This is a genomic window from Pseudomonas sp. NPDC089406 (genome assembly GCF_044900265.1).
Classification (GTDB): domain Bacteria; phylum Pseudomonadota; class Gammaproteobacteria; order Pseudomonadales; family Pseudomonadaceae; genus Aquipseudomonas; species Aquipseudomonas fakonensis.
On the sequence record NZ_JBJDNC010000005.1, the window covers coordinates 145,857 to 165,287 of the forward strand.

Sequence of the window (19,431 nt, forward strand, 5' to 3'; positions counted from 1 at the left end):
GAGCGTCAGCTTTCAGACATTGCGCAAGGCAGGCTTGCAGTCAATGAATCAGAACGTGGTGCGCAACCCCACCTCGACACTGCGCCCCGGCGCCGGCGCAATATCCCGCAGGATCGAGCTTGCATAGCGCACGGTCTGGTCGGTCAGGTTCTCGCCACGCACGAACGCCAGCCACTCGCTTTTGCCGATATCGAAGCGATAACCCACGCTCGCACCCAGGGTGGTATAGCCGTCGGTGCTGGTCTCGTTGCTCGGCTTGCGGTGCTGCGAGGATGCATGCTGCACGTCTACCCGCGCCTGCCAGCGGTCCAGCTCCCACACCAGCCCGCTGTTCAGGCGCAGCGGGGCGATGCGCGGCAGCGGCTCGCCGCTGTCGAGGTTCTTGGCCCGGGTGTAATCACCCGACAGCTCCAGGGCGAAGCTGCCGTACTGGTTTTTCAGCAGTTGCCAGCGGTCCTGGGCCTCGACCCCGTAGAAGCGTGCCCGCACGCCCTGGTAGAGCAGCTCGGGGAACTCGTCGCCCTCGTCGGTAAGGTGCGTGTTGCCGCTGTCGATCAGGCCGATGTAATTGCGAAAGTGGCTGTAGAACACCCCCACGCTGCCCTTGTGGGTGCCGTTGTCGAAGCGCAGCGCCAGGTCGGCAGAAATCGCCTTTTCCTTGTTCAGGCTGGCATCACCCACCTCGTAGGCGCCGGTGGCCACGTGGGCGCCGTTGGCGTACAGCTCGTAGAAGGTCGGGGCGCGCTCGGTGTAGCCCAGGCTTGCGGCCAGTGCCCACACCGGGTCCAGCTGGTAGACCGCGCCCGAGCTCAGGCTGAAGGCGTTGAACGAGCTGCTGCTGTCGGCGTCGGCGAAGTTCTCGTTGCCCTTGGCGTCGGGGTCGACACGGGTGTGCTCCAGGCGCGCGCCCAGGCTGAGGTTGAGGCGGTCGGTGGCTTGCCATTGCTCGAGCATGAACAGCGCCAGGCTGTCGGTGTCGGTCTGGGGCACGAAGGCCTCTTCGCCGAGGGCCGAGAACTCGTTGCGGTTGACCTGCACGCCAACCACCCCCTCCACCGGGCCGAGCGGCTGGTGGCGGGCTTCGATGCGTGCCTCGTAGCCCTTGTTCTTGAACGTGGTGCCCACCTCGCCGTCTTCGATTTCGCGGTGTTCGTAGTCGGTGTAGCCGGCATCGAGCTTGACCGATGTGAACGGTCCGTCGAGGTCGCGCAGCTCGGAGGCGAAGGCGTAGTGGTCCTGCTTCATGTCCAGGCGCACGCCGCTTTCGGCCACCGAGCCGTAGTTGCTGTCGTAGCGGCTGTAGGACAGGCCGGCATAGCCGTGATCCCAGTGGTACGAACCGCCGATGGCACCGCCGTCCTGGCGCCCGTCGCTGTTTTCCAGGCGGTGCTTGCTGCCGGGTTCGTCGGCGTCGCGCACCTTCGAGCTGCGGGCATAGCCCGGGATGCGCAGGTCATTGAACGAGCGGCTGCTGGCGTCCAGGTGCAGGGCGAACTCGCCGTTGCCGGCTTCGAGCTTGCCGGCGCTGCTGCGGGTGGTGTCGGCGCCGCCGTAGCGCAGCTCGCCCGCGCCGTGAATGCCGTCGATGGGCGAGTCGGGGATGCGGTTGTCGAAGGTGTTGACCACCCCGCCGATGGCGTTGCCGCCATACAGCAGCGCGGCTGGGCCGCGGACGATTTCGACCCGGTCGACGTTGATCGGGTCCAGCGGCACGGCGTGGTCGTAGGACAGCGACGAGGCGTCCAGGGCTCCGACGCCGTTACGCAGGATGCGAATACGGTCGCCGTCCAGGCCGCGGATCACCGGGCGGCTGGCGCCGGGGCCGAACCAGGTGGAGGCGACGCCGGGTTGCTTGTTGAGGGTTTCTCCCAGGCTGGCGTGCTGCTGCAGCAGCAAATCGTCGCCTTCGAGCACGCTGCTCGGGGCGGCCAGTTGGGCGTTGCCCAGCGGGTTGGCGGTGATCACCTGGGGTTGCAGTTCCACGGCCTGGCTGGGGGATGAGGCCAGCCACAGGGCGGCGGCGAGGGGCGTGAGGCGCAGGGGGATGTGACGCATGGGGACGTGGCGTTCCTTGGCAGATATTATGTGTTGTTACAATATAACATCACTATTTCAGCACAAGCTGTTTGGCGCTGGCCAGTGTTTTGTGGCACGACGCGGTCCCCTGTAGGAGCGGCCTTGTGTCGCGAAAGGGCTGCGCAGCGGCCCTGGGATCTCGGCCACGGCACACATCGTCGGGGCCGCTTCGCGCCCCTTTCGCGACACAAGGCCGCTCCTACAGCCCGCTACACTCGTGTAATGTGCGCACCTTCCCGAACCTGGAGCACTGGCATGAGCACGGCCCAACACAACGCGCTGCACGGCAAGACCCTCGAGCAGATCCTCACCGAGCTGGTGGCGCACTACCAATGGCAGGGCCTGGCCGAGCGTGTCGATATCCGCTGCTTCAAGAGCGACCCGACCATCAAGTCGAGCCTGACCTTCCTGCGCAAGACGCCCTGGGCCCGGGAGAAGGTCGAGCAGCTGTACGTGAAGCTGCAGCGCAAAGGCTGATGCCGCAGCGCCCCTGGCTGACCCTGGCCGCCGTGCTCGGTTGGGCGGGGCTGGCGGTGCAGCTGTACCTGGTGCTGCTGGCGCGCTGGCAGGAGCAGGCCAGCCTGATCGGCGGGCTGGTCAACCTGTTCTGCTATTTCACCGTGCTCAGCAACACCTTGGCGGCCACGCTGCTCAGCCAGGCCGCGTTCGGCCGTGAGTCAGCGGCGCGGCGCTGGTTGCTGTCAGCACCGGTCAGCAGCTGCATCTGCGCCAGTATCGTGCTGGTGGGGCTGGGTTACAGCGTGTTGCTGCGCCACCTGTGGCAACCCGAGGGCTGGCAATGGCTGGCGGACGAACTGCTGCACGATGTGATGCCGGTGCTGTTCGTTCTGTACTGGTGGTTCGAGGTACCCAAGGGGCGCCTGCGCCTGTGGCACCTGGCGGCCTGGGCGTTGTACCCGGCGTTGTACTTTGCCTTTGTGCTGCTGCGCGGGCATGAGATCGGGGTGTACCCGTACCCGTTCGTGGATGTGGCGCAGCTGGGGTACGGGCAGGTGATGCTCAATGCCTTGGGGGTGCTGGCGGGGTTCTGGGGGATCGGGTTGGTGTTGCTGGGGCTGGATCGGTGGCGGGGGCGTACGAGCTAGGTTGAGTATGGGAGCAACTGCCTTGCTCCATTTATGAAAGTCGGGGCGCTCCTTGTGGGAAGCGGCCTTGTGTCGCGATGGGCTGCGCAGCAGCCCCGGCGATTTCACATGAGGTCGAGATCCTGGGGCTGCTGCGCAGCCCATCGCGACACAAGGCCGCTCCCACAGGGGCATCCGCGGGGCTGAAATTTATTCGTCGTCAGCAGTCCCATCCGCGCGCCAGTAGGCGGCGGCTTTCAAGGCATCTTCCTGCACGCCCTTTTCCAGCAGCAACGTCTTGGCCTGGCGGGTCAGCGACTTTTCCAGCGCCACCCAGCTGTACAGCCGGCCCTCGGGCAGCGCCAGGTGCTGTACAACGCCCAGCAAATCCTGCTCATGCCGGCGTACCCAGATCACCTCGACCTGCGCCTGGCTCGCCAGCGCCTGGCGCTCCTGCTCATCTTCTACCTGAATCACCGCCAGTACCTTGCGGCCCGCCGGCAACGCTTCAAGGCGCCGGGCGATGGCCGGGATCGCGGTTTCGTCACCGATCAGCAGGTAGCTGTCGAAGATGTCCGGCACCACCATCGAGGCCCGGGGGCCTGCGATGTTCAGGGCCTGCCCCGGCGCCGCCTGGGCTGCCCAGGTAGAGGCGGGGCCGTCGCCGTGCAGGACGAAGTCGATGTCCAGCTCCAGGTTGACCAGGTCGATGCGCCGCGGCGTGTACTCGCGCATGGTCGGCCGGGCGCCGCCGTCACGGCCCAGGTTGCGGGCGTCGAGGGCTTGTTGCTGCTCTGGCGTGCTGGCGAACAGCAGCTTGATGTGGTCGTCCGTGCCCAGGCTGGTGAAGCCGGCCAGCTCGGCGCCGCCGAGAGTGATGCGGCGCATGCGCGGGGTCAGGTCGGTGACCTTCAGCACCACCAGCCGGCGCTGGCGGATCTCGTGGTTGACGCGATGGATGGAGTCGCTCATGGGGTGGTCTCCGTGGTGGCGGGCCCGGTGGCAATGGCCTTGGCAGTGTCGTTGAGCAGGGTGCGTACCCGCTCGATCTCGTCGGGCGTCCAGCGGCCGCTGTGCATGTGCAGGGCATGGCGCAGGTTGCCGACGGCTTCGTGAATCTCTGGCGGGCGGTCGTGGCCGCGCAGGGCGCGCTTGCTCACCTCGATGCGCATGCGCACACCGTCCAGGGCCACGGCCTGTTCGGCCAGGGCCGTGCGGCCGGCGTCGGTGATGGCGTACAGGCGCTTGCTGCCCTGAACCTGGCCGCCGATCAGCTCGGCTTCTTCGAGGTAGTTGAGGGTCGGGTAGATCACCCCGGGGCTGGGGCTGTAGCTGCCATCGAAGAGGTTTTCGATCTGGCGGATCAGGTCATAGCCGTGGCCGGGCTGCTCGGCCAGCATCGACAAAATCAGCAATTTGAGGTCGCCCGGGGCGAATACCCGCGGGCCGCGCTCGCCCCGGCCGGGGCGGCGTTCGAAAGGGTCGTGGTCGCGCATGGCGCAGGGCTCCGTCTGTTTCGATATATCGCAAGATATTACTCAAGATATATCTAAAGACAAGCCTTCAAATGCAGATGATTATCATCTAATTAGCTGATAAGTCGTGCCCGCCCACCGGCACCATGGCCATTTCCGGCGCCTTGCAGGCGTTGGGGTTACCCGGCTCCAGGTACGGCATGAGGATCGGCGCCATGCCCTTGAGCACCTGTACCGGCAACGCCGAGGTGAAGGTGAAGGCCTCGGCCGAACGCCCGGAAACGAACGCGGTGAGGGTGCCGAAGTGGTTGTCGCCCAGGTAGAACACAAAGGTGGCGGTGCGGTTCAGCGAGCGCGAGCCGATCAGCCTGCCGCCTGCACCGAAGCTTTCGATGCGGTTGTCGCCGGTGCCGGTCTTGCCGCCCATCACCAGCGGTGTGCCGTCGTGCAGCTTGAAGCTGCCCGAGATGCGCCGCGCGGTACCGGCGTCGACCACTTGCGACATGGCGCCCTTGAGCGCCCGCGCCACTTCCACCGGGAGGATGCGTTGGCCGCGGTCCGGGTCGCTGATCAGTTGTGTCTCGAACGGGGTGCCCTGGGCGAAATGCAGGGTGTCGATGCGCAGGGTGGGCAGGCGCACGCCGTCGTTCTGGATGATCCCCACCAGCTCGGACAGCGCCGCCGGGCGGTCACCCGAGCTGCCGATGGCGGTGGCCAGCGACGGCACCAGGTGGTCGAACGGGTAGCCCACGCGCTTCCAGCGCGCATGAATGTCGGTGAAGGCCTCGATCTCGACCATGGTGCGGATGCGGCTGTCGCGGGCGCCCTGGTGGCGGCTCTTGAACAGCCAGCCGTACACTTCCTGGCGCTCGAAGCGGCTGGCGTTGAGGGTGTCCTTGAGCGAGGCACCGGGGTTTTTCAGCAGGTAGCCGAGCATCCACAAATCCAGCGGGTGCACCTTGGCGATGAAGCCCTGGTCTGGCAGGTCGAACTTGCCCGGGCCGTAGGCTTCGTACATTTCCACCAGGCGGCTGTCGGTGAGCTTGGCCATCGCCTGCTTGTCGCCCTTGCTGTGGGCGCGCACGAAGCTGTTGAAGGTCTCTTGCCCGGCTTCGGGGAACAGGTAGCGGTGCACGGCGGCCAGGCGCTGCGGGGTTACCCGCAGGCTGTCGAGGAAGGTGTCCAGGCGCTGCTGCGAGGTCTTGCGCTGGTACTTCTTCCAAAAGCGCATCATGTAGTTGGTGCCTTCGCGGTCGGCGAAGCGCGCCAGGTATTCCTGGCGGCGCGGGTCGGCGTCGTCGCGCAGCAGCGGCTCGCGGTTGTAGGGCTGCTGGTAGGTGACGTAACGCACGATGTCGCGCATCAGGCGAATGAACGGCAGGTTGATCGACTCGCGCAGAGCGTCTTTGAGCGTGGGGTTGCGGCTGTTGTCTTCCTTGCGGAAGTTGTTGAACACATGCATGCCGCCACCGGTGAAGAACGCCTCACCGGTGTTGGCCGAGTATTTGCGCTCAAGGGCCGCGTCGAGCATGGCGTCCAGGCTCTGGTTCTTGCTGTTCTGCATCAGCCATTCCAGCGACCACTGGCTGATGCGGTCGAGTTCGGCCACCGGCACCTTCTTGAGCTCTGCAGCCGGCTTGCCGGCGTACTTGTCGTGCAGCTCGGCGATGATCTCAAGGTAGGTGGTGAGCACCCGCAGCTTGGCGGTGGAGCCCAGCTCCAGCTTGCTGCCCTCGTTGATGTCGAACGGCTGGTCGGTGCTGTCGGTCTGCACCCGCACCCGCGAGCCGTCGGCGGTGCGCTCGAACAGGGTGAAGCTGTAGCTCACCTGGTCGGTGGTCTTGCTGGTCAACAGGCGTTCGCCGATCAGCCCCAGCTGCGCGGCAAACGCCGGGTCGGCGAGGTTTTTCAGGTACTGGCTGACTTGCACCTGCAGGTCGGCCTGCAGGGTGCTGGTGGCCGACAGGTCGAGGCGGTCGAGGTCGTACAGCGGGCGGTTGAGCATCGCTGCCAGGCGGTTGCGGGCCAGGCTGATGCCCTTGTTGGTAATGATCGGCACGATGGTCGGCTGCGCCACCCAGTCGCGGTACACCGCCTTGCTGGCCAGGGCGGCGTTGGCCAGCGGCTGGTCGATGATGGCGTTGGCCGCCAGCACGCGGATGTGCGAGTCGGTGAGGTCGGCAAGCTCGATGCGCCCCTTGGACAGGTAATGCGAAGGCCGGCGCTGGGCGATCATCAGCGACAGCACCTGACGCAGCGCCAGGCCGCGCTCGGCCAGGCTCTTGTCGTCGGTGGCGGTGGAGTTGAGCGCCTGATTGACCTGGTCGAAGTCGGCGCCGTACCACACCCGCAGGCCTTCGGCCATGCCGTGCACTTCGCCGTGGCCCGGCACCGCCGACAGCGGCACGCTGTTGAGGTAGTCGCGCACGATGCGCTCACGGGCCTCGGTGGTGTCCGGGCCGCCCTGGTAGGCGCGTACGCTGGCCGAGATCATCTGGCGGATCTTCTCGGCGCCAGACACCGTCAGCCCGTCCGGCGAGTGGCGGTATTTTTCGAGCTGGGTGGCCAGGGTGCTGCCGCCGGCCGACTGGCCGGGCAGGGCCAGGTACTTGGCCACCTGGCTGTAGGCCGCCTTGGCAAAGCGCGGCCAGTCCACCGCCGGGTTGTTCTGCGGGTCCTTCGGGTCGAGCAGTTCGCGGTTCTCGATGAACAGCAGGCTGTTGACCATCACCGGCGGAATGGCCGCGAAGTTGGGGTACAGGTGCTGCGGGTAGTTGTACTGGTACAGGGTGTCGCCGCGGCAGTCGGTGATCGACAGGCCGGCCTGGATCTTCTCGACGTAGGGCACGAACAGACCGTGGTCGACGTAGTTCATCAATGCGGGGGAAAAGCGCACCTGCTGGTTGATCAGGTAGTCGCGCTTGAGCAGACGCGGCAGGAATTCGCCCAGGGCGCTGTAGCCCAGGCGTTTGTCGAACGGGCCGGCGCCTGGGTAGACGATGGCATCGCTCGGGCCGGGTTGCAGGCTGTAGGTGAGGGTGCTGGCCAGGCGGCTGAATTCGCGCGATTGCAGGCGCGAGGTCTGGATTTCCTGCCAGGCGGCGTAGCCCACGGCGACGATGGCCAGCAACAGCACCAGCAGGATCAGCCGCCACCACAGGCGGCGCTGGCGGGGAGTCTTTGGCGTCGGGGCTTCAGCCTGGGGTGCTTTGGGTGCTTCCGTTCTGGGTGGATCCGATTGCCACAGTGCGCCCATAGTCTTGAGTCCGGCCAGGTACTTTTCGTCTTGCTTGCCTGAAGCTTAGACGGTGGCAGGGTTCGGTGAAAAAATTGTGGGAAACGTCCGAGAATGAAAGGTCCCGTGTAGAAGCCGGCTTGCCGGCGATGGCGTCAGCAGGGTAGACGGCGTTGCTCGAGCGGGCCTCATCGCCGGCAAGCCGGCTCCTACAGGGAACCTGTGCATAGCCGCGAAAGGGCGTTGATGCCCCTTGGTAAATGCGCATTTGCCCGGGAATTCTCGCCAAATTTACTGCCTTTTATAGTGAATCCTCCTACAAGCCCCTTCCTATACTGCTCGCCCCCTTCGCCCTGCCTGCGCCCCGCGCGGCAGACAGGTCGGCCCACAAGGCCGGCCTGGCAAGACGACGCCCTGCCTATCGGCGCGGCCGGCTCTGCACGAAGGTCAAATCCAATAACAAAATGAGGTTGTACCCTTATGCCAGTCGGCAACCACGCGGCCCAAGGCCAATCCGCCCAGGGCGGCCCGCTCAAGCGCGAGCTGGGCGAACGGCACATCCGTCTGATGGCCCTCGGTGCCTGTATCGGCGTCGGCCTGTTCCTCGGCTCGGCCAAGGCCATCGAGATGGCTGGCCCGGCCATCATGCTCTCCTACATCATCGGCGGCCTGGCCATCCTGGTGATCATGCGCGCCCTGGGTGAAATGGCCGTGCACAACCCGGTGGCCGGCTCGTTCAGCCGCTACGCGCAAGACTACCTCGGCCCGCTGGCGGGCTTTCTGACCGGCTGGAACTACTGGTTCCTGTGGCTGGTGACCTGCGTCGCGGAAATCACCGCAGTGGCCATCTACATGGGCATCTGGTTCCCCGATGTGCCGCGCTGGATCTGGGCGTTGATGGCCCTGGGCAGCATGGGCGCGGTCAACCTGATCGCGGTCAAGGCGTTCGGCGAGTTCGAGTTCTGGTTCGCCCTGATCAAGATCGTCACCATCATTGCCATGGTGCTGGGTGGCATCGGCATCATCGCCTTCGGCTTCGGTAATGACGGCGTTGCGGTGGGCCTGGGCAACCTGTGGAGCCACGGCGGTTTCATGCCCAACGGGGTGACCGGCGTGCTGATGTCGCTGCAGATGGTGATGTTCGCCTACCTGGGCGTGGAGATGATCGGCCTGACTGCCGGCGAAGCGCGCAACCCGCAAAAAACCATCCCCCAGGCCATCGGCTCGGTGTTCTGGCGCATCCTGCTGTTCTACGTGGGTGCGTTGTTCGTGATCATGTCGATCTACCCGTGGAACGAGATCGGCAGCCAGGGCAGCCCGTTCGTCATGACCTTCGAGCGCCTGGGTATCAAGACCGCTGCCGGCATCATCAACTTCGTGGTGATCACCGCCGCGCTGTCGTCGTGCAACGGCGGCATCTTCAGCACCGGGCGCATGCTCTACAGCCTGGCGCAGAACGGCCAGGCCCCGGCGCTGTTTGCCCGCACCTCGAACAGCGGCGTGCCGCGCAACGCCCTGCTGCTGTCGATCGGCGCGTTGCTGCTGGGCGTGCTGGCCAACTACCTGGTCCCCGAGAAAGTGTTCGTGTGGGTGACCTCGATCGCCACCTTCGGCGCAATCTGGACCTGGGTGATGATTTTGCTGGCGCAACTGAAGTTCCGCGCAGGCCTTTCCACTGCCGAGCGCAAGGCGCTGAAGTACCGCATGTGGCTGTGGCCGCTGAGCTCGTACCTGGCGCTGGCGTTTCTGGTGCTGGTGGTGGGGCTGATGGCGTACTTCCCGGACACCCGCGTGGCGCTGTATATCGGCCCGGCGTTCCTGGTGCTGCTGACCGTGCTGTATTACGCGTTCCGGCTGGCGCCCAAGGAGTTGCCCACGGAGTTGCAAGGCGCGGTGAGTCGCGCCTGCTGATGAACAAAGCCCCGGCCAGTGCCGGGGCTTTGTTTTCAGGGCTGCGCAGTGGGCTTGTGCAAGCGCAACAGGCCGTCGGCGAGTACCACCAGGCTTACCCCCAGCAGTGCCAGGTCTTTCACCAGGAAGGCACCCAGGCCATTGAGCCAGGGGAAACCGCCTGAGGCCTCCTCCCAGACGGGCACGGCGAACAGGATCGACAGGGTGGTGATGAAGGTGACGGCGCACAGCGCACCGCCGGCAATGGCTGCCCTGGCCGACCACGGGGAGGCGATGAGCAAGGCGGCGGTCGTCAGCTCGACAACGCCCAGCAGGTAGGACGCTCCTGCCTCGCCAAACCCGGTATAGAGCCAGCTGAGCCATGGCGTATTGCCGATCAATGGCTGCAGGGCCTGGACCTCGATATCGGTGAACTTGAGCAGGCCGATCAGCAGCATGGGTAGGATGACGCCTGCCAGGGCGATGGCTCTGCCCAGGCGCAGGAGCTTGCGCTGAAGGGGCGTCATGTCGCTTTGGGCATTTGCAGTAAGCAGAATCGAGGGCATGTTGCGTTTCCTTGGAAGTGATGGCGGAGCATCGACGGTCCTCGAACTGGGTTAAGTGGCACTTAACCTGCGCGCAGGACCATTCCCAAGGTTTTGTAGGGTATTTCTCTTTCCTGCCTGGTGCGTCACGGGCGCACCAGTTTCGGGGGTGTCAGGCTGCCACTTCGCTGTGCGGCTCGAAGCTGTCGGCCCGGGCCAGCTGCCACATGCGCGAATAGAACTGCCCGTTCACCTCGCCGGTCAGCAACTCGCCGGGCTTGAGGAACACGTGCATCTGCGAGAACAGCTTGATCTCGGTGGCCGAAATGCGCCGCACCAGGTGCTTGGCCTCCAGCTGCGCCGGGTGCTCCAGCCCTGCGGCGGCGAGCATTTCGGCCAGTGCCTTGAGGGTGTTGTGGTGGAAGTTGAGCACCCGCTGGGCCTTGTCCGGCACCACCAGCGCGCGTTGGCGCAGGGCATCCTGGGTGGCAACGCCGGTGGGGCACTTGTTGGTGTGGCAGCTCTGCGACTGGATGCAGCCGATGGCGAACATGAAGCCGCGCGCCGAGTTGGCCCAGTCGGCGCCGATGGCCAGCACGCTGGCGATGTCGAAGGCGCTGACGATCTTGCCGCTGGCACCGAGCTTGATCTTGTCGCGCAGGTTCAGGCCCACCAGGGTGTTGTGTACGAACAGCAAGCCCTCGCGCAGCGGCACGCCGATATGGTCGGTGAACTCCACAGGCGCGGCCCCGGTGCCGCCCTCCTTGCCGTCGACCACGATGAAGTCCGGCAGGATGCCGGTTTCCAGCATGGCCTTGGCAATGCCCATGAACTCCCACGGGTGGCCCAGGCAGAACTTGAAGCCCACCGGCTTGCCGCCGGACAACTCACGCAACTGGGCGATGAACTGCATCAGTTCGAGCGGGGTGGAGAAGGCGCTGTGACGCGACGGCGAGATGCAGTCCTCGCCCATCAGGATGCCGCGGGTCTCGGCGATTTCCTGGGTCACCTTGTGCTTGGGCAGGATGCCGCCGTGGCCGGGTTTGGCGCCCTGGCTCATCTTGATCTCGATCATGCGCACCTGCGGGTTCTGCGCCTGGGCGGCGAAGCGCTCGGGGTCGAAGCGCCCGTCCGGGGTGCGGCAACCGAAGTAGCCACTGCCCAGTTCCCAGGTCAGGTCGCCGCCGTGTTCGCGGTGGTAGGGGCTGATGCTGCCTTCGCCGGTGTCGTGGGCGAAGTTGCCCAGCTTGGCACCCTGGTTGAGGGCGCGAATGGCGTTGGCGCTGAGCGAGCCGAAGCTCATGGCCGAAATGTTGAAGATCGACGCCGAATACGGCTGGGTGCACTGCGGCCCGCCAACCACGATGCGGAAGCTGGCCGGGTCGGCCAACGGCGCCGGGCGCATGGAGTGGCCGATGAACTCGAAGCCTGACTGGTACACGTCGATCAGGGTGCCGAAGGGTTTGTCCGAGGCTTCGTTCTTGGCCCGGGCGTACACCAGCGAACGCTGCGCGCGGGAGAAGGGCAGGGCATCGCTGTCGGACTCGAGCAGGTACTGGCGGATCTCCGGGCGGATGCCCTCCACCAGGTAGCGGATGTTGCCGAGGATCGGGTAGTTGCGGCGCACCGCGTGGCGTTGCTGCAGCAGGTCGAACAGGCCGATCAGGCTGAGCACGCCGGTAGTCAGGGTGAATGGCCACAGCCACTCGTGATGCAGGAACGGCAGGCTGGCCAGGGTGAACAGCACGCAGGCAGCAAAGAAGGCATAGCGACTGAGAAGTGACAGGCTCATACGGGGTCCTTGCGAATGGCTCGGTCAGGCTCAGGGCCTGGAACAAACCCCGACCATAGCCCGGTTGGGCGGCGCTTCGCCAGCTTGGTGCGCAAGCGAAAAAATGAAAATTCACGTATCGAAAATCATTCGCGATTATTTATGTTATAAAGTAACGCAATTAATCCCGAGGAGACCTTCGACATGAAAGCCGGCATTCACCCCGCCTACCGTACCGTGCTTTTTCACGACACTGCCGCCGATGCGTATTTTCTGATCGGCTCGACCGTGGACACCGACCGCACCCAGGTGCATAGCGACGGCCAGACCTACCCCTACGTGGCGCTGGATGTATCCAGTGCCTCGCACCCGGTGTACACCGGGCAGCAGCGCAAGACCGCCGTGGAAGGGCGGGTGGCAGGCTTCAACAAGCGCTTTGCCGGGTTTACCGGCAAGTAGCGGGGATCGTTATCTGCCTTAAGGGGCATTCCTTTCAAGGGGGGCGCGTCAGGGCTGGCAGGTGTTCGCCGGAAGTTTGCGTCAGGGCTGCTAGGTGTTCGCCACAACCCTTGCAGCGCCTATGAGATCGAGCGCCGCCCGCGCGGCGCTTCGCGGGTAAACCCGCTCCCACAGTTTGTTTCGGGCCAGTCTGTCCTGTGCCATCACCTGGTCCGCCTTGTTGGTTCGACGCGGTTTCAGCGTGGGCGTTGCCGCCGCTCCACATGACTCAAGGCATGCACCAAGGCAGGCGCCGGTACTTGCACAGGAATAATTGGCCCGAAACAAACTGTGGGAGCGGGTTTACCCGCGAAGCGCCGCGCGGGCGGCGCTCGATCTGATAGGCGCTGCAAGGGTTGTGGCGAGCACCTGGCAGCCCTGACGCGAATATCTTGAAAGGGATGGTCTTAAGGGCGAAAAGCTGACTAAATCTCGCCATCCTCAATGAATGCGCTTACATCTCCAAAAAAACCACCCTGAATTCTCCACCGATCCCCCCGCAACAGAGCCCTGTCAGGTATCCTGCCTTCCTTCAGAAAACCGCGACCCCTCCCATGTCCAAAACCATCCACATCGCCGCCGCCCTGCTGATCGACGCCCAAGGCCGCACCCTGCTGGTACGCAAGCGCGGCACCCAGGCCTTCATGCAGCCCGGCGGCAAGATCGACGCCGGCGAAACCCCGGCCCAGGCCCTGGTGCGCGAGCTGCACGAAGAACTCGGCCTGCACTTGGACCCTGCACAGGCCACTCATCTGGGCCGTTTCAGCGCCCCGGCCGCCAATGAGCCGGGCTTTGAGGTGCAGGCCGAGCTGTTTCGGGTCGACTGCGACCAGGCCGTGGCCCCGGCCGCAGAAATCGAAGAAGTGCTATGGCTGGCGGCAGACGAAACCCCGGGCCTGGACCTGGCGCCTCTGACCCGCGACCTGATCCTGCCGCTGTGGCGCGAAAGCCTCAACGCACCGCGCTGACCCCGTCCAAGGTGGCGAACGAAGTGTCCTTGGCGGTCAGCAAAAAATCGCGCATGTACGGCGCATCGAGCATGTCGGTGCGCACTGCCGCATAAAGCGTGGCGAACAGCCCCTTCTCGCCCAGGCGCTTGCCCTTCACATAGCCGCGCGAGCTGTACTCGTGCAGCGCCCAGTGCGGCATGCCGCACACGCCACGCCCGCTGGCCACCAGCTGCATCATCATCACCGTCAGCTCCGAAGTGCGCACCGCGGCCGGCTCGATGTCGGCCGGCTCCAAAAAGCGGGTGAAGATATCCAGGCGGTCGCGCTCCACCGGGTAGGTGATCAGGGTCTGGTCGAGCAGGTCCTGGGGCACCATGTACGGCTTGCTGGCCAGCGGGTGCTGGTTGGCCACCGCCAGCATGGCCTCGTAGGTGAACAGCGGCACATAGGTGATGCCGGCCAGGTCCAGCGGGTCGGAGGTCACCACCAGGTCGAGGTCGCCGCGGGCCAGCGCTGGTAGCGGGGCGAAGGCAAAGCCCGAAGCCAGGTCCAGCTCCACTTCCGGCCAGGCGTCGCGGAACTGGTCGATGGTCGGCATCAGCCACTGGAAGCAGCTGTGGCATTCGATGGCCATGTGCAGGCGCCCGGCAGTGCCACCGGCCAGGCGCGCGATGTCGCGCTCGGCGCCGCGCAGCAGCGGCAGGGTGGCGTCGGCCAGTTGCAGCAGGCGCAGGCCGGCGCTGGTGAAGCGAATGGGTTTGCTCTTGCGCACGAACAGCGGCAGGCCCAGGCGTTCTTCCAGCTCCTTGAACTGGTGCGACAGCGCCGACTGGGTCAGGTGCAGGCGTTCGGCGGCCTCCACCAGGCTGTCGGCCTCGCGCAGGGCATGAAGGGTTTTCAGATGGCGGATTTCCAGCACAGTGGCTCCGTGAACAATATTTGACTAAAGGCAGGATTGTGTTGAGTTTCGCTCATGTTGCCCCGGCCTGTCGACTGTGTGCTGGCGATGACCGCTCGGCAAGGTTCATGAAACTGTCACGGTTTTGTGGCAGCGCGCCCGAATGTTTTTCATCAGACTCGCGCTCTACTGGGGATCTGCATTCTGGTGTTTCTTTTCATGCGGGCTTTACTACTTTTCTTCTTTTTTCTGGTCAGCGCGCCGGCGGCCTTCGCCGATGATCGCTGTAACCCTCACGTGCCGGTGCAACGTGCCGAGCTGGGTGAACTGAGCCTGGTCTACCAGAGCGTGGGCGCTGCGCGCGACCCTGCGTTGCTGTTGGTCATGGGGCTGGGCGGGCAGTTGATCCACTGGCCTGACGACGTGGTCGAGGCGCTGTGCCGCCAGGGCTTTCGGGTGATCCGCTACGACAACCGCGATGTCGGCCTGTCGCGCTGGAACCAGCTGCCGGCCAGCGCCAACCTCACCGTCGAGCTGGTGCGCTACAAGCTCGGCCTGCCGGTGTCGGCGCCTTACACCTTGACCGACATGGCCAATGACGGCGTGCGGCTTATGGATGCGTTGGAAATTCGCCAGTTCCACGTGCTTGGGGTGAGCATGGGCGGGATGATCGCACAGCACATCGCGGCCATGGCGCCAGAGCGGGTACGCAGCCTGACGCTGGTGATGTCCAGCTCAGGGGCTGCCGGGCTGCCGGCACCCAACCCTGCACTGGTGCAGTTGCTGGCGCAGCGTAGCGCGCCCAACCGCGAGGTGGCCCTGGAACAGCAGGCCGACCTGTTGGCGGCCTTGGGCAGCCCGCAAGTGAAGGACGATCGCGCGGTGCTGTTGCAGCAGGCAGCGCTGGCCTATGACCGGTCGTTCAACCCCGAGGGTGTGAAGCGCCAGATCATGGCGATACTGGCCGAGCCCAGCCGGGTAGAGCTGCTCAACCAGCTACGGGTGCCAACGCTTGTGGTGCATGGCACCGCCGACCCGCTGTTGCCGGTGATGCACGGGGTGCACCTGGCGGCGCATATCCAGGGCAGTCAGCTGCGCTTGATACCGGGGTTGGCACACCGCTTCCAGGAGCCGTTCAAGCAGCCGCTGCTGGGGGCGGTGCTGCCCTACCTGCAGGCGCACCGCCAGGATGTGACGCATATCGCCGGGCTGTGAGCCGGAGCACACCCCTGTAGGGGCCGGCTTGCATCGTTACCTGTAGGAGCCGGCTTGCCGGCGATAGGGCCATCAGCCCCGGTACAAGGCCTGGGTTCTGGTTGGCAGGCCCGGCCCCATCGCCGGCAAGCCGGCTCCTACAGGGGATAGGTCGGCCTGCTCAGTGCAAGCGCACCCACAAGGTCACCAGCACCGTCGCGGCCATCAGCCAGGCCACCGTTGCCAGGGCCAGCGAGGCCTCCAGGCGCATGCGGTCGACCAGCACATACAGCGTGGCCAGGTACACGAAGTACGGAATGATCGACCACATGCCAAACAGGATGGTGGTCTTCAGGTCCGCCAGCGAGCGGCCCTTGCCGACAATGTAGTGGGCGATCAGGGCGAAGGTCGGGAACAGCGGCACCAGCCCTGCGATGTAATAGTTGCGGGTCTTCGACAGGATCGCCAGAAGCACCACCACGCCGGCGCCGAGCGCCGCTTTGAATACCAGGTCCACGTTGTCTTTCCAGGTTGGGGTCGGGTCAGCCGAGGCCGTATTTCTTCACTTTGTCGAACAGGGTGGTCTTGGCCATGCCCAGCTCCTGGCTGGCCTGGCTGAGGTTGCCACCGGTGCGCTGCAGAGCGTCGCCGAGCAGGTTGCGCTCGAAGGCTTCCACCGCCTCGGCAAAGCCCAGGCCCTGGCTGGCTCCGCCGCTGGGGCCCTTCTTGAACGCCGGCAGGCCCAGGGCGTAGCGCTCGGCGACGTTGCGCAGTTCGCGCACGTTGCCGGGCCAGTCGTGGGCCAGCAGGCGCGACAGGGTCTGGCTGTCGAGCTCGGGTGTTTCGCGGTCGAAGCGCAGCGCCGACTGCTGCAAAAAATGCTCGAACAGCTGGCGCACGTCCTCGCGGCGCTCGCGCAGCGGCGGCAGCTCCAGGGTGACCACGTTCAGCCGGTAGTACAGGTCGCTGCGAAATTGCCCGCTCTGGCCCAGTGCATCGAGGTCGGACTTGGTGGCGGCGATCACCCGGCAGTCCACCGGGATGCTCTGGTTCGACCCCAGGCGTTCCAGGGTGCGCTCCTGCAGCACGCGCAGCAGCTTGATCTGCAGGTTGACCGGCATGCTCTCCACCTCATCGAGGAACAGCGTGCCGCCGTTGGCGTGCTCGATCTTGCCGATGCGGCGCTTGCCGGCACCGGTGAAGGCGTTGGCCTCGTGGCCGAAAATCTCGCTCTCGAACAGGTTCTCTGGCAGGCCGCCGCAGTTCAGCGCCACGAACGGCTGGCCCTGGCGCCGGCTGAAGTCGTGCAGGCAGCGGGCGACCAGCTCCTTGCCGGTGCCGGTTTCGCCTTCGATCAGCACGTTGGCCGAGGTGTCGGCGACGTTGGCGATCAGCTCGCGCAACTGCTCCATGGCCGGTGAGCGGCCGATGATGCGGCTTTCCAGGTTGCTTTGCCCGGCCAGCTGGCGGCGCAGGGCCACCACCTCGCGGGACAGCCCGCGCTGTTCCAGCGCGCGGCGTACCACATCCACCAGGCGCTCCGGTGAAAAGGGTTTTTCCATGAAATCGTAGGCGCCATTGCGCATGGCCCCCACTGCCATGTCGATGTCGCCGTGGCCGGTGATCAACACCACCGGCAGGCTGCGGTCGCGGGCCTTGAGCCGGTTGAGCAGCTCCAGGCCATCGATGCCGGGCAGGCGGATATCGCTGACGACGATGCCGGCAAAGTCATCGCCGATGCGCTCGAGGGCCTGCTCGGCGGTGCCGACGCCCTCGCAGGCGATGTATTCCAGGGCCAGCGCCTGCTGGCAGCCGAGCAGCACATGCGGGTCGTCTTCGACGATCAGGACGGTAAGGGGCGCTTGGGTCATGGTTGCTCTGCCGTTTCGCTGGGGGGAGTGGCCAGGGGCAGGGCGAGGACGAACGCGGTACCGCCACCGGCGGGGTGTTCGACGCTCAGGGTGCCCCTGGCGGCGGTGGCCAGGCTGGCCGACAAGGTCAGGCCCAGGCCCAGGCCGTGCTCGCCCGGTTTGGTGGTGAAGAAGGGTTCGAACAGGTGCTTGCGCGCCTCGGGGTCGATGCCGTGGCCATTGTCGCGCACCCGCAGGCGGTACTTGTCGCCCAGCACTTCGCCTTCGAGCCACAGCTGCGGCTGCGGCTGGCTGGCCATGGCGTCGAGGGCGTTGCCGATCAGGTTGACCAGGATCTGCTCCAGGCGGGTCTGGTCGATGGCCAGTTGCTGGTCGTCGAACTGTCGGTGCAGGTGGCAGGCGCCGATGCGTTCGTTGAGTACCTGCAAGGTGGCATCGACGGCCTTGTCCAGCGAGGCCTGGCCGCTGTCGTCGCCGCGCCGGGCGAACGAACGCAGGCTGGCGGTGATGCGGCCCATGCGGTCGATCAGCTCGTTCATGGTGCGCAGGTTGGTGCTGGCGGTGTCCAGCGCGCCGCGCTCGAGAAAACGCACGGTATTGCCCGAGAGCGTACGCAGCGCCGCCAGTGGCTGGTTGAGCTCGTGGGCGATGCTGGTGGACATCTGCCCGATGGCGGCCAGCTTGCCGGCCTGCACCAGCTCGTCCTGGGCGTGGCGCAGGGTCTGTTCGGCGTGGCGGCGTTCGCGAATCTGCCCCTTGAGGCGTTCGTTGCTGGCGCGCAGGTCGGTGGTGCGCTCGGTGATGCGCCGTTCCAGCTGGCTGTTGGCTTCTTCCAGCGCCTCGCGGGCGGCCAGGCGTGTGGCGATCACCTTGCGCCGCTCGTTCCAGGCAATACCGAGGATCGCCAGCAGGGCGAAGGCCACGCCTACGAGGATGCCCTGCACCATGGACTCGCGGCGCAGGTCCTGCAGCGGGGTCAGCAGGGTGAAGTGCCAGGGGGTGTCGACCAGGCGCCGGGTCTGGGCCAGGTAGGCCACCTCGCGCTGCTTGCCTTTGTCGGTCTCGCTGTTGGCCGGGAAGGTCAGCTTCTCGACGCCATCGGCCAGGGTCTCGCGGGCCAGGGGCTGCAGCTCGTTGAGCGGCCACCAGTAGTACTGCAGGCTGCGCGCCAGGCGCTCCTTGATCTGCGGGGTCAGCGGGCGCACCGATTTGAGCCGCCGCGCCGGGTCGCTGGAAAGGATGATGATGCCGTTCTCGTCGCTGACGAAGGCTTCCAGGCGGGCGCGCTGCCAGCGCTCTTCCAGCGTATCCAGGCGCACCTTGATCACCGCCACGCCGATGATCTTGCCGTGTTCTTCAAGCCCGTGGGCCAGGTAGTAGCCAGCTTCACCGGTGGTGCTGCCGATGCCGTAGAAGCGCCCGGGCTCGCCGCGCACGGCGTCCTGGAAGTACGCACGAAAGGCCAGGTCTTCACCGAGGAACGAGTCGGCGTCGCGCCAGTTGCTGGTGGCCTGTACCCGGCCATTGGTGTCGAGCACGAAGATCGCCCGGCTGCGGCTGCGCCGGTTCAAGCCTTCGAGGTATTCGTTGACGGCCTGGCGGTTGCCGCCGTCGGGGTCGGTGAGCAAGCGTGACACGCTGTCTTCCAGCTCCAGCAGGCTGGGCAGGTAGGTGTACTTGCTGATTTCGCTCTCGACCGTGCGCGCGTGCAGCTCGAGGGCGCGCTCGCCGTTCTCGCTCAGGGTGCGGATGCCGTTGTTCTCGCTGATCATGAAGCCGGCAAAACCCAACCCGACCATCAGCAGGATGACCAGGGGCGGCAGCAGCAATTGGCGGATCAGGCGGGATTTCACGGCGGGCTGGGCAGGGCGAAGGAGCGAAGGGTCGCATTTCATCACAGTGGCCTTGTCACGACCAGCATCCGCTGCCCGGGCGGGCAGCGG

The 19,431-nt window shown here is 65.6% G+C and carries 16 protein-coding genes; 6 read left to right on the forward strand and 10 right to left on the reverse strand.

Translation table 11 applies throughout. The features are described 5' to 3' along the window. Window positions 1-48: 48 nt before the first annotated feature. Window positions 49-2,055 (reverse strand): TonB-dependent receptor, encoded by a 2,007-nt coding sequence (locus tag ACI2KK_RS05505; protein ID WP_404668178.1) that lies wholly within the window; start codon window positions 2,053-2,055, stop codon window positions 49-51. Window positions 2,056-2,331: 276 nt separating this feature from the next. Between ACI2KK_RS05505 and ACI2KK_RS05510 the strand changes: the two genes are divergently transcribed. Both ACI2KK_RS05510 and ACI2KK_RS05515 read left to right on the forward strand, forming a co-directional pair. Continuing rightward, window positions 2,332-2,553 (forward strand): VF530 family DNA-binding protein, encoded by a 222-nt coding sequence (locus ACI2KK_RS05510; protein WP_217887978.1) that lies wholly within the window; start codon window positions 2,332-2,334, stop codon window positions 2,551-2,553. Further along, window positions 2,553-3,182, forward strand: a complete 630-nt coding sequence (locus ACI2KK_RS05515; protein WP_404668179.1) for a Pr6Pr family membrane protein — start codon at window positions 2,553-2,555, stop codon at window positions 3,180-3,182. The genes ACI2KK_RS05510 and ACI2KK_RS05515 overlap by 1 nt, the downstream gene beginning before the upstream one ends. Window positions 3,183-3,371: 189 nt before the next feature. On the opposite strand, the gene ACI2KK_RS05520 is transcribed toward ACI2KK_RS05515, so the two are convergent. The 3 genes from ACI2KK_RS05520 to ACI2KK_RS05530 all read right to left on the reverse strand — a co-directional run bounded on the left by ACI2KK_RS05520 (window position 3,372) and on the right by ACI2KK_RS05530 (window position 7,892). After that, entirely contained in the window at window positions 3,372-4,133 is a 762-nt protein-coding gene (locus ACI2KK_RS05520; RefSeq protein WP_404668180.1) for a siderophore-interacting protein, read from the reverse strand. Further along, complete coding sequence (locus tag ACI2KK_RS05525; RefSeq protein WP_404668181.1) at window positions 4,130-4,657, reverse strand: PadR family transcriptional regulator; 528 nt, start codon at window positions 4,655-4,657, stop codon at window positions 4,130-4,132. Before ACI2KK_RS05525 ends, ACI2KK_RS05520 begins: the two co-directional genes overlap by 4 nt. Window positions 4,658-4,745: 88 nt before the next feature. Further along, window positions 4,746-7,892 carry a transglycosylase domain-containing protein gene (locus ACI2KK_RS05530; protein ID WP_404668182.1) on the reverse strand — a complete coding sequence of 1,049 codons (3,147 nt, stop codon included), beginning with the start codon at window positions 7,890-7,892 and terminating at the stop codon, window positions 4,746-4,748. Between the two features lie 459 nt (window positions 7,893-8,351). Here ACI2KK_RS05530 and ACI2KK_RS05535 point away from each other — a divergent pair, with 459 nt between their 5' ends. After that, window positions 8,352-9,782, forward strand: coding sequence for an amino acid permease (locus tag ACI2KK_RS05535; protein WP_404668183.1), 1,431 nt, complete (start codon window positions 8,352-8,354; stop codon window positions 9,780-9,782). Window positions 9,783-9,817: 35 nt separating this feature from the next. On the opposite strand, the gene ACI2KK_RS05540 is transcribed toward ACI2KK_RS05535, so the two are convergent. Further along, a complete protein-coding gene (locus ACI2KK_RS05540; protein WP_404668184.1) occupies window positions 9,818-10,327 on the reverse strand; it encodes a YkgB family protein in 510 nt (169 codons plus the stop codon). A 151-nt stretch (window positions 10,328-10,478) separates the two neighbouring features. Next, on the reverse strand, window positions 10,479-12,098 hold the full coding sequence (locus tag ACI2KK_RS05545) for an FMN-binding glutamate synthase family protein (protein ID WP_404668185.1): 1,620 nt from the start codon (window positions 12,096-12,098) through the stop codon (window positions 10,479-10,481). 183 nt (window positions 12,099-12,281) lie between these two features. Between ACI2KK_RS05545 and ACI2KK_RS05550 the strand changes: the two genes are divergently transcribed. After that, window positions 12,282-12,536 carry a type B 50S ribosomal protein L31 gene (locus ACI2KK_RS05550; protein WP_404668186.1) on the forward strand — a complete coding sequence of 85 codons (255 nt, stop codon included), beginning with the start codon at window positions 12,282-12,284 and terminating at the stop codon, window positions 12,534-12,536. 593 nt (window positions 12,537-13,129) lie between these two features. After that, window positions 13,130-13,543 (forward strand): NUDIX domain-containing protein, encoded by a 414-nt coding sequence (locus ACI2KK_RS05555; RefSeq protein WP_404668187.1) that lies wholly within the window; start codon window positions 13,130-13,132, stop codon window positions 13,541-13,543. On the opposite strand, the gene metR is transcribed toward ACI2KK_RS05555, so the two are convergent. Continuing rightward, window positions 13,527-14,444, reverse strand: a complete 918-nt coding sequence (gene metR / locus ACI2KK_RS05560) for a transcriptional regulator MetR (RefSeq protein ID WP_027594174.1) — start codon at window positions 14,442-14,444, stop codon at window positions 13,527-13,529. The two genes, ACI2KK_RS05555 and metR, sit on opposite strands and share 17 nt — an antisense overlap. 198 nt (window positions 14,445-14,642) lie before the next feature. On the opposite strand from metR, the gene ACI2KK_RS05565 reads away from it, so the two are divergent. Next, window positions 14,643-15,638, forward strand: coding sequence for an alpha/beta fold hydrolase (locus ACI2KK_RS05565; protein ID WP_404668188.1), 996 nt, complete (start codon window positions 14,643-14,645; stop codon window positions 15,636-15,638). Window positions 15,639-15,798: 160 nt separating this feature from the next. On the opposite strand, the gene ACI2KK_RS05570 is transcribed toward ACI2KK_RS05565, so the two are convergent. The 3 genes from ACI2KK_RS05570 to ACI2KK_RS05580 are packed head-to-tail and all read right to left on the reverse strand — an operon-like array spanning window position 15,799 to window position 19,383. Continuing rightward, window positions 15,799-16,134 carry a GlpM family protein gene (locus ACI2KK_RS05570; protein ID WP_217887986.1) on the reverse strand — a complete coding sequence of 112 codons (336 nt, stop codon included), beginning with the start codon at window positions 16,132-16,134 and terminating at the stop codon, window positions 15,799-15,801. A gap of 25 nt (window positions 16,135-16,159) precedes the next feature. Continuing rightward, window positions 16,160-17,488 (reverse strand): sigma-54-dependent transcriptional regulator, encoded by a 1,329-nt coding sequence (locus ACI2KK_RS05575; RefSeq protein ID WP_404668189.1) that lies wholly within the window; start codon window positions 17,486-17,488, stop codon window positions 16,160-16,162. After that, on the reverse strand, window positions 17,485-19,383 hold the full coding sequence (locus ACI2KK_RS05580; protein ID WP_404668190.1) for an ATP-binding protein: 1,899 nt from the start codon (window positions 19,381-19,383) through the stop codon (window positions 17,485-17,487). Before ACI2KK_RS05580 ends, ACI2KK_RS05575 begins: the two co-directional genes overlap by 4 nt. Window positions 19,384-19,431: the final 48 nt, after the last annotated feature.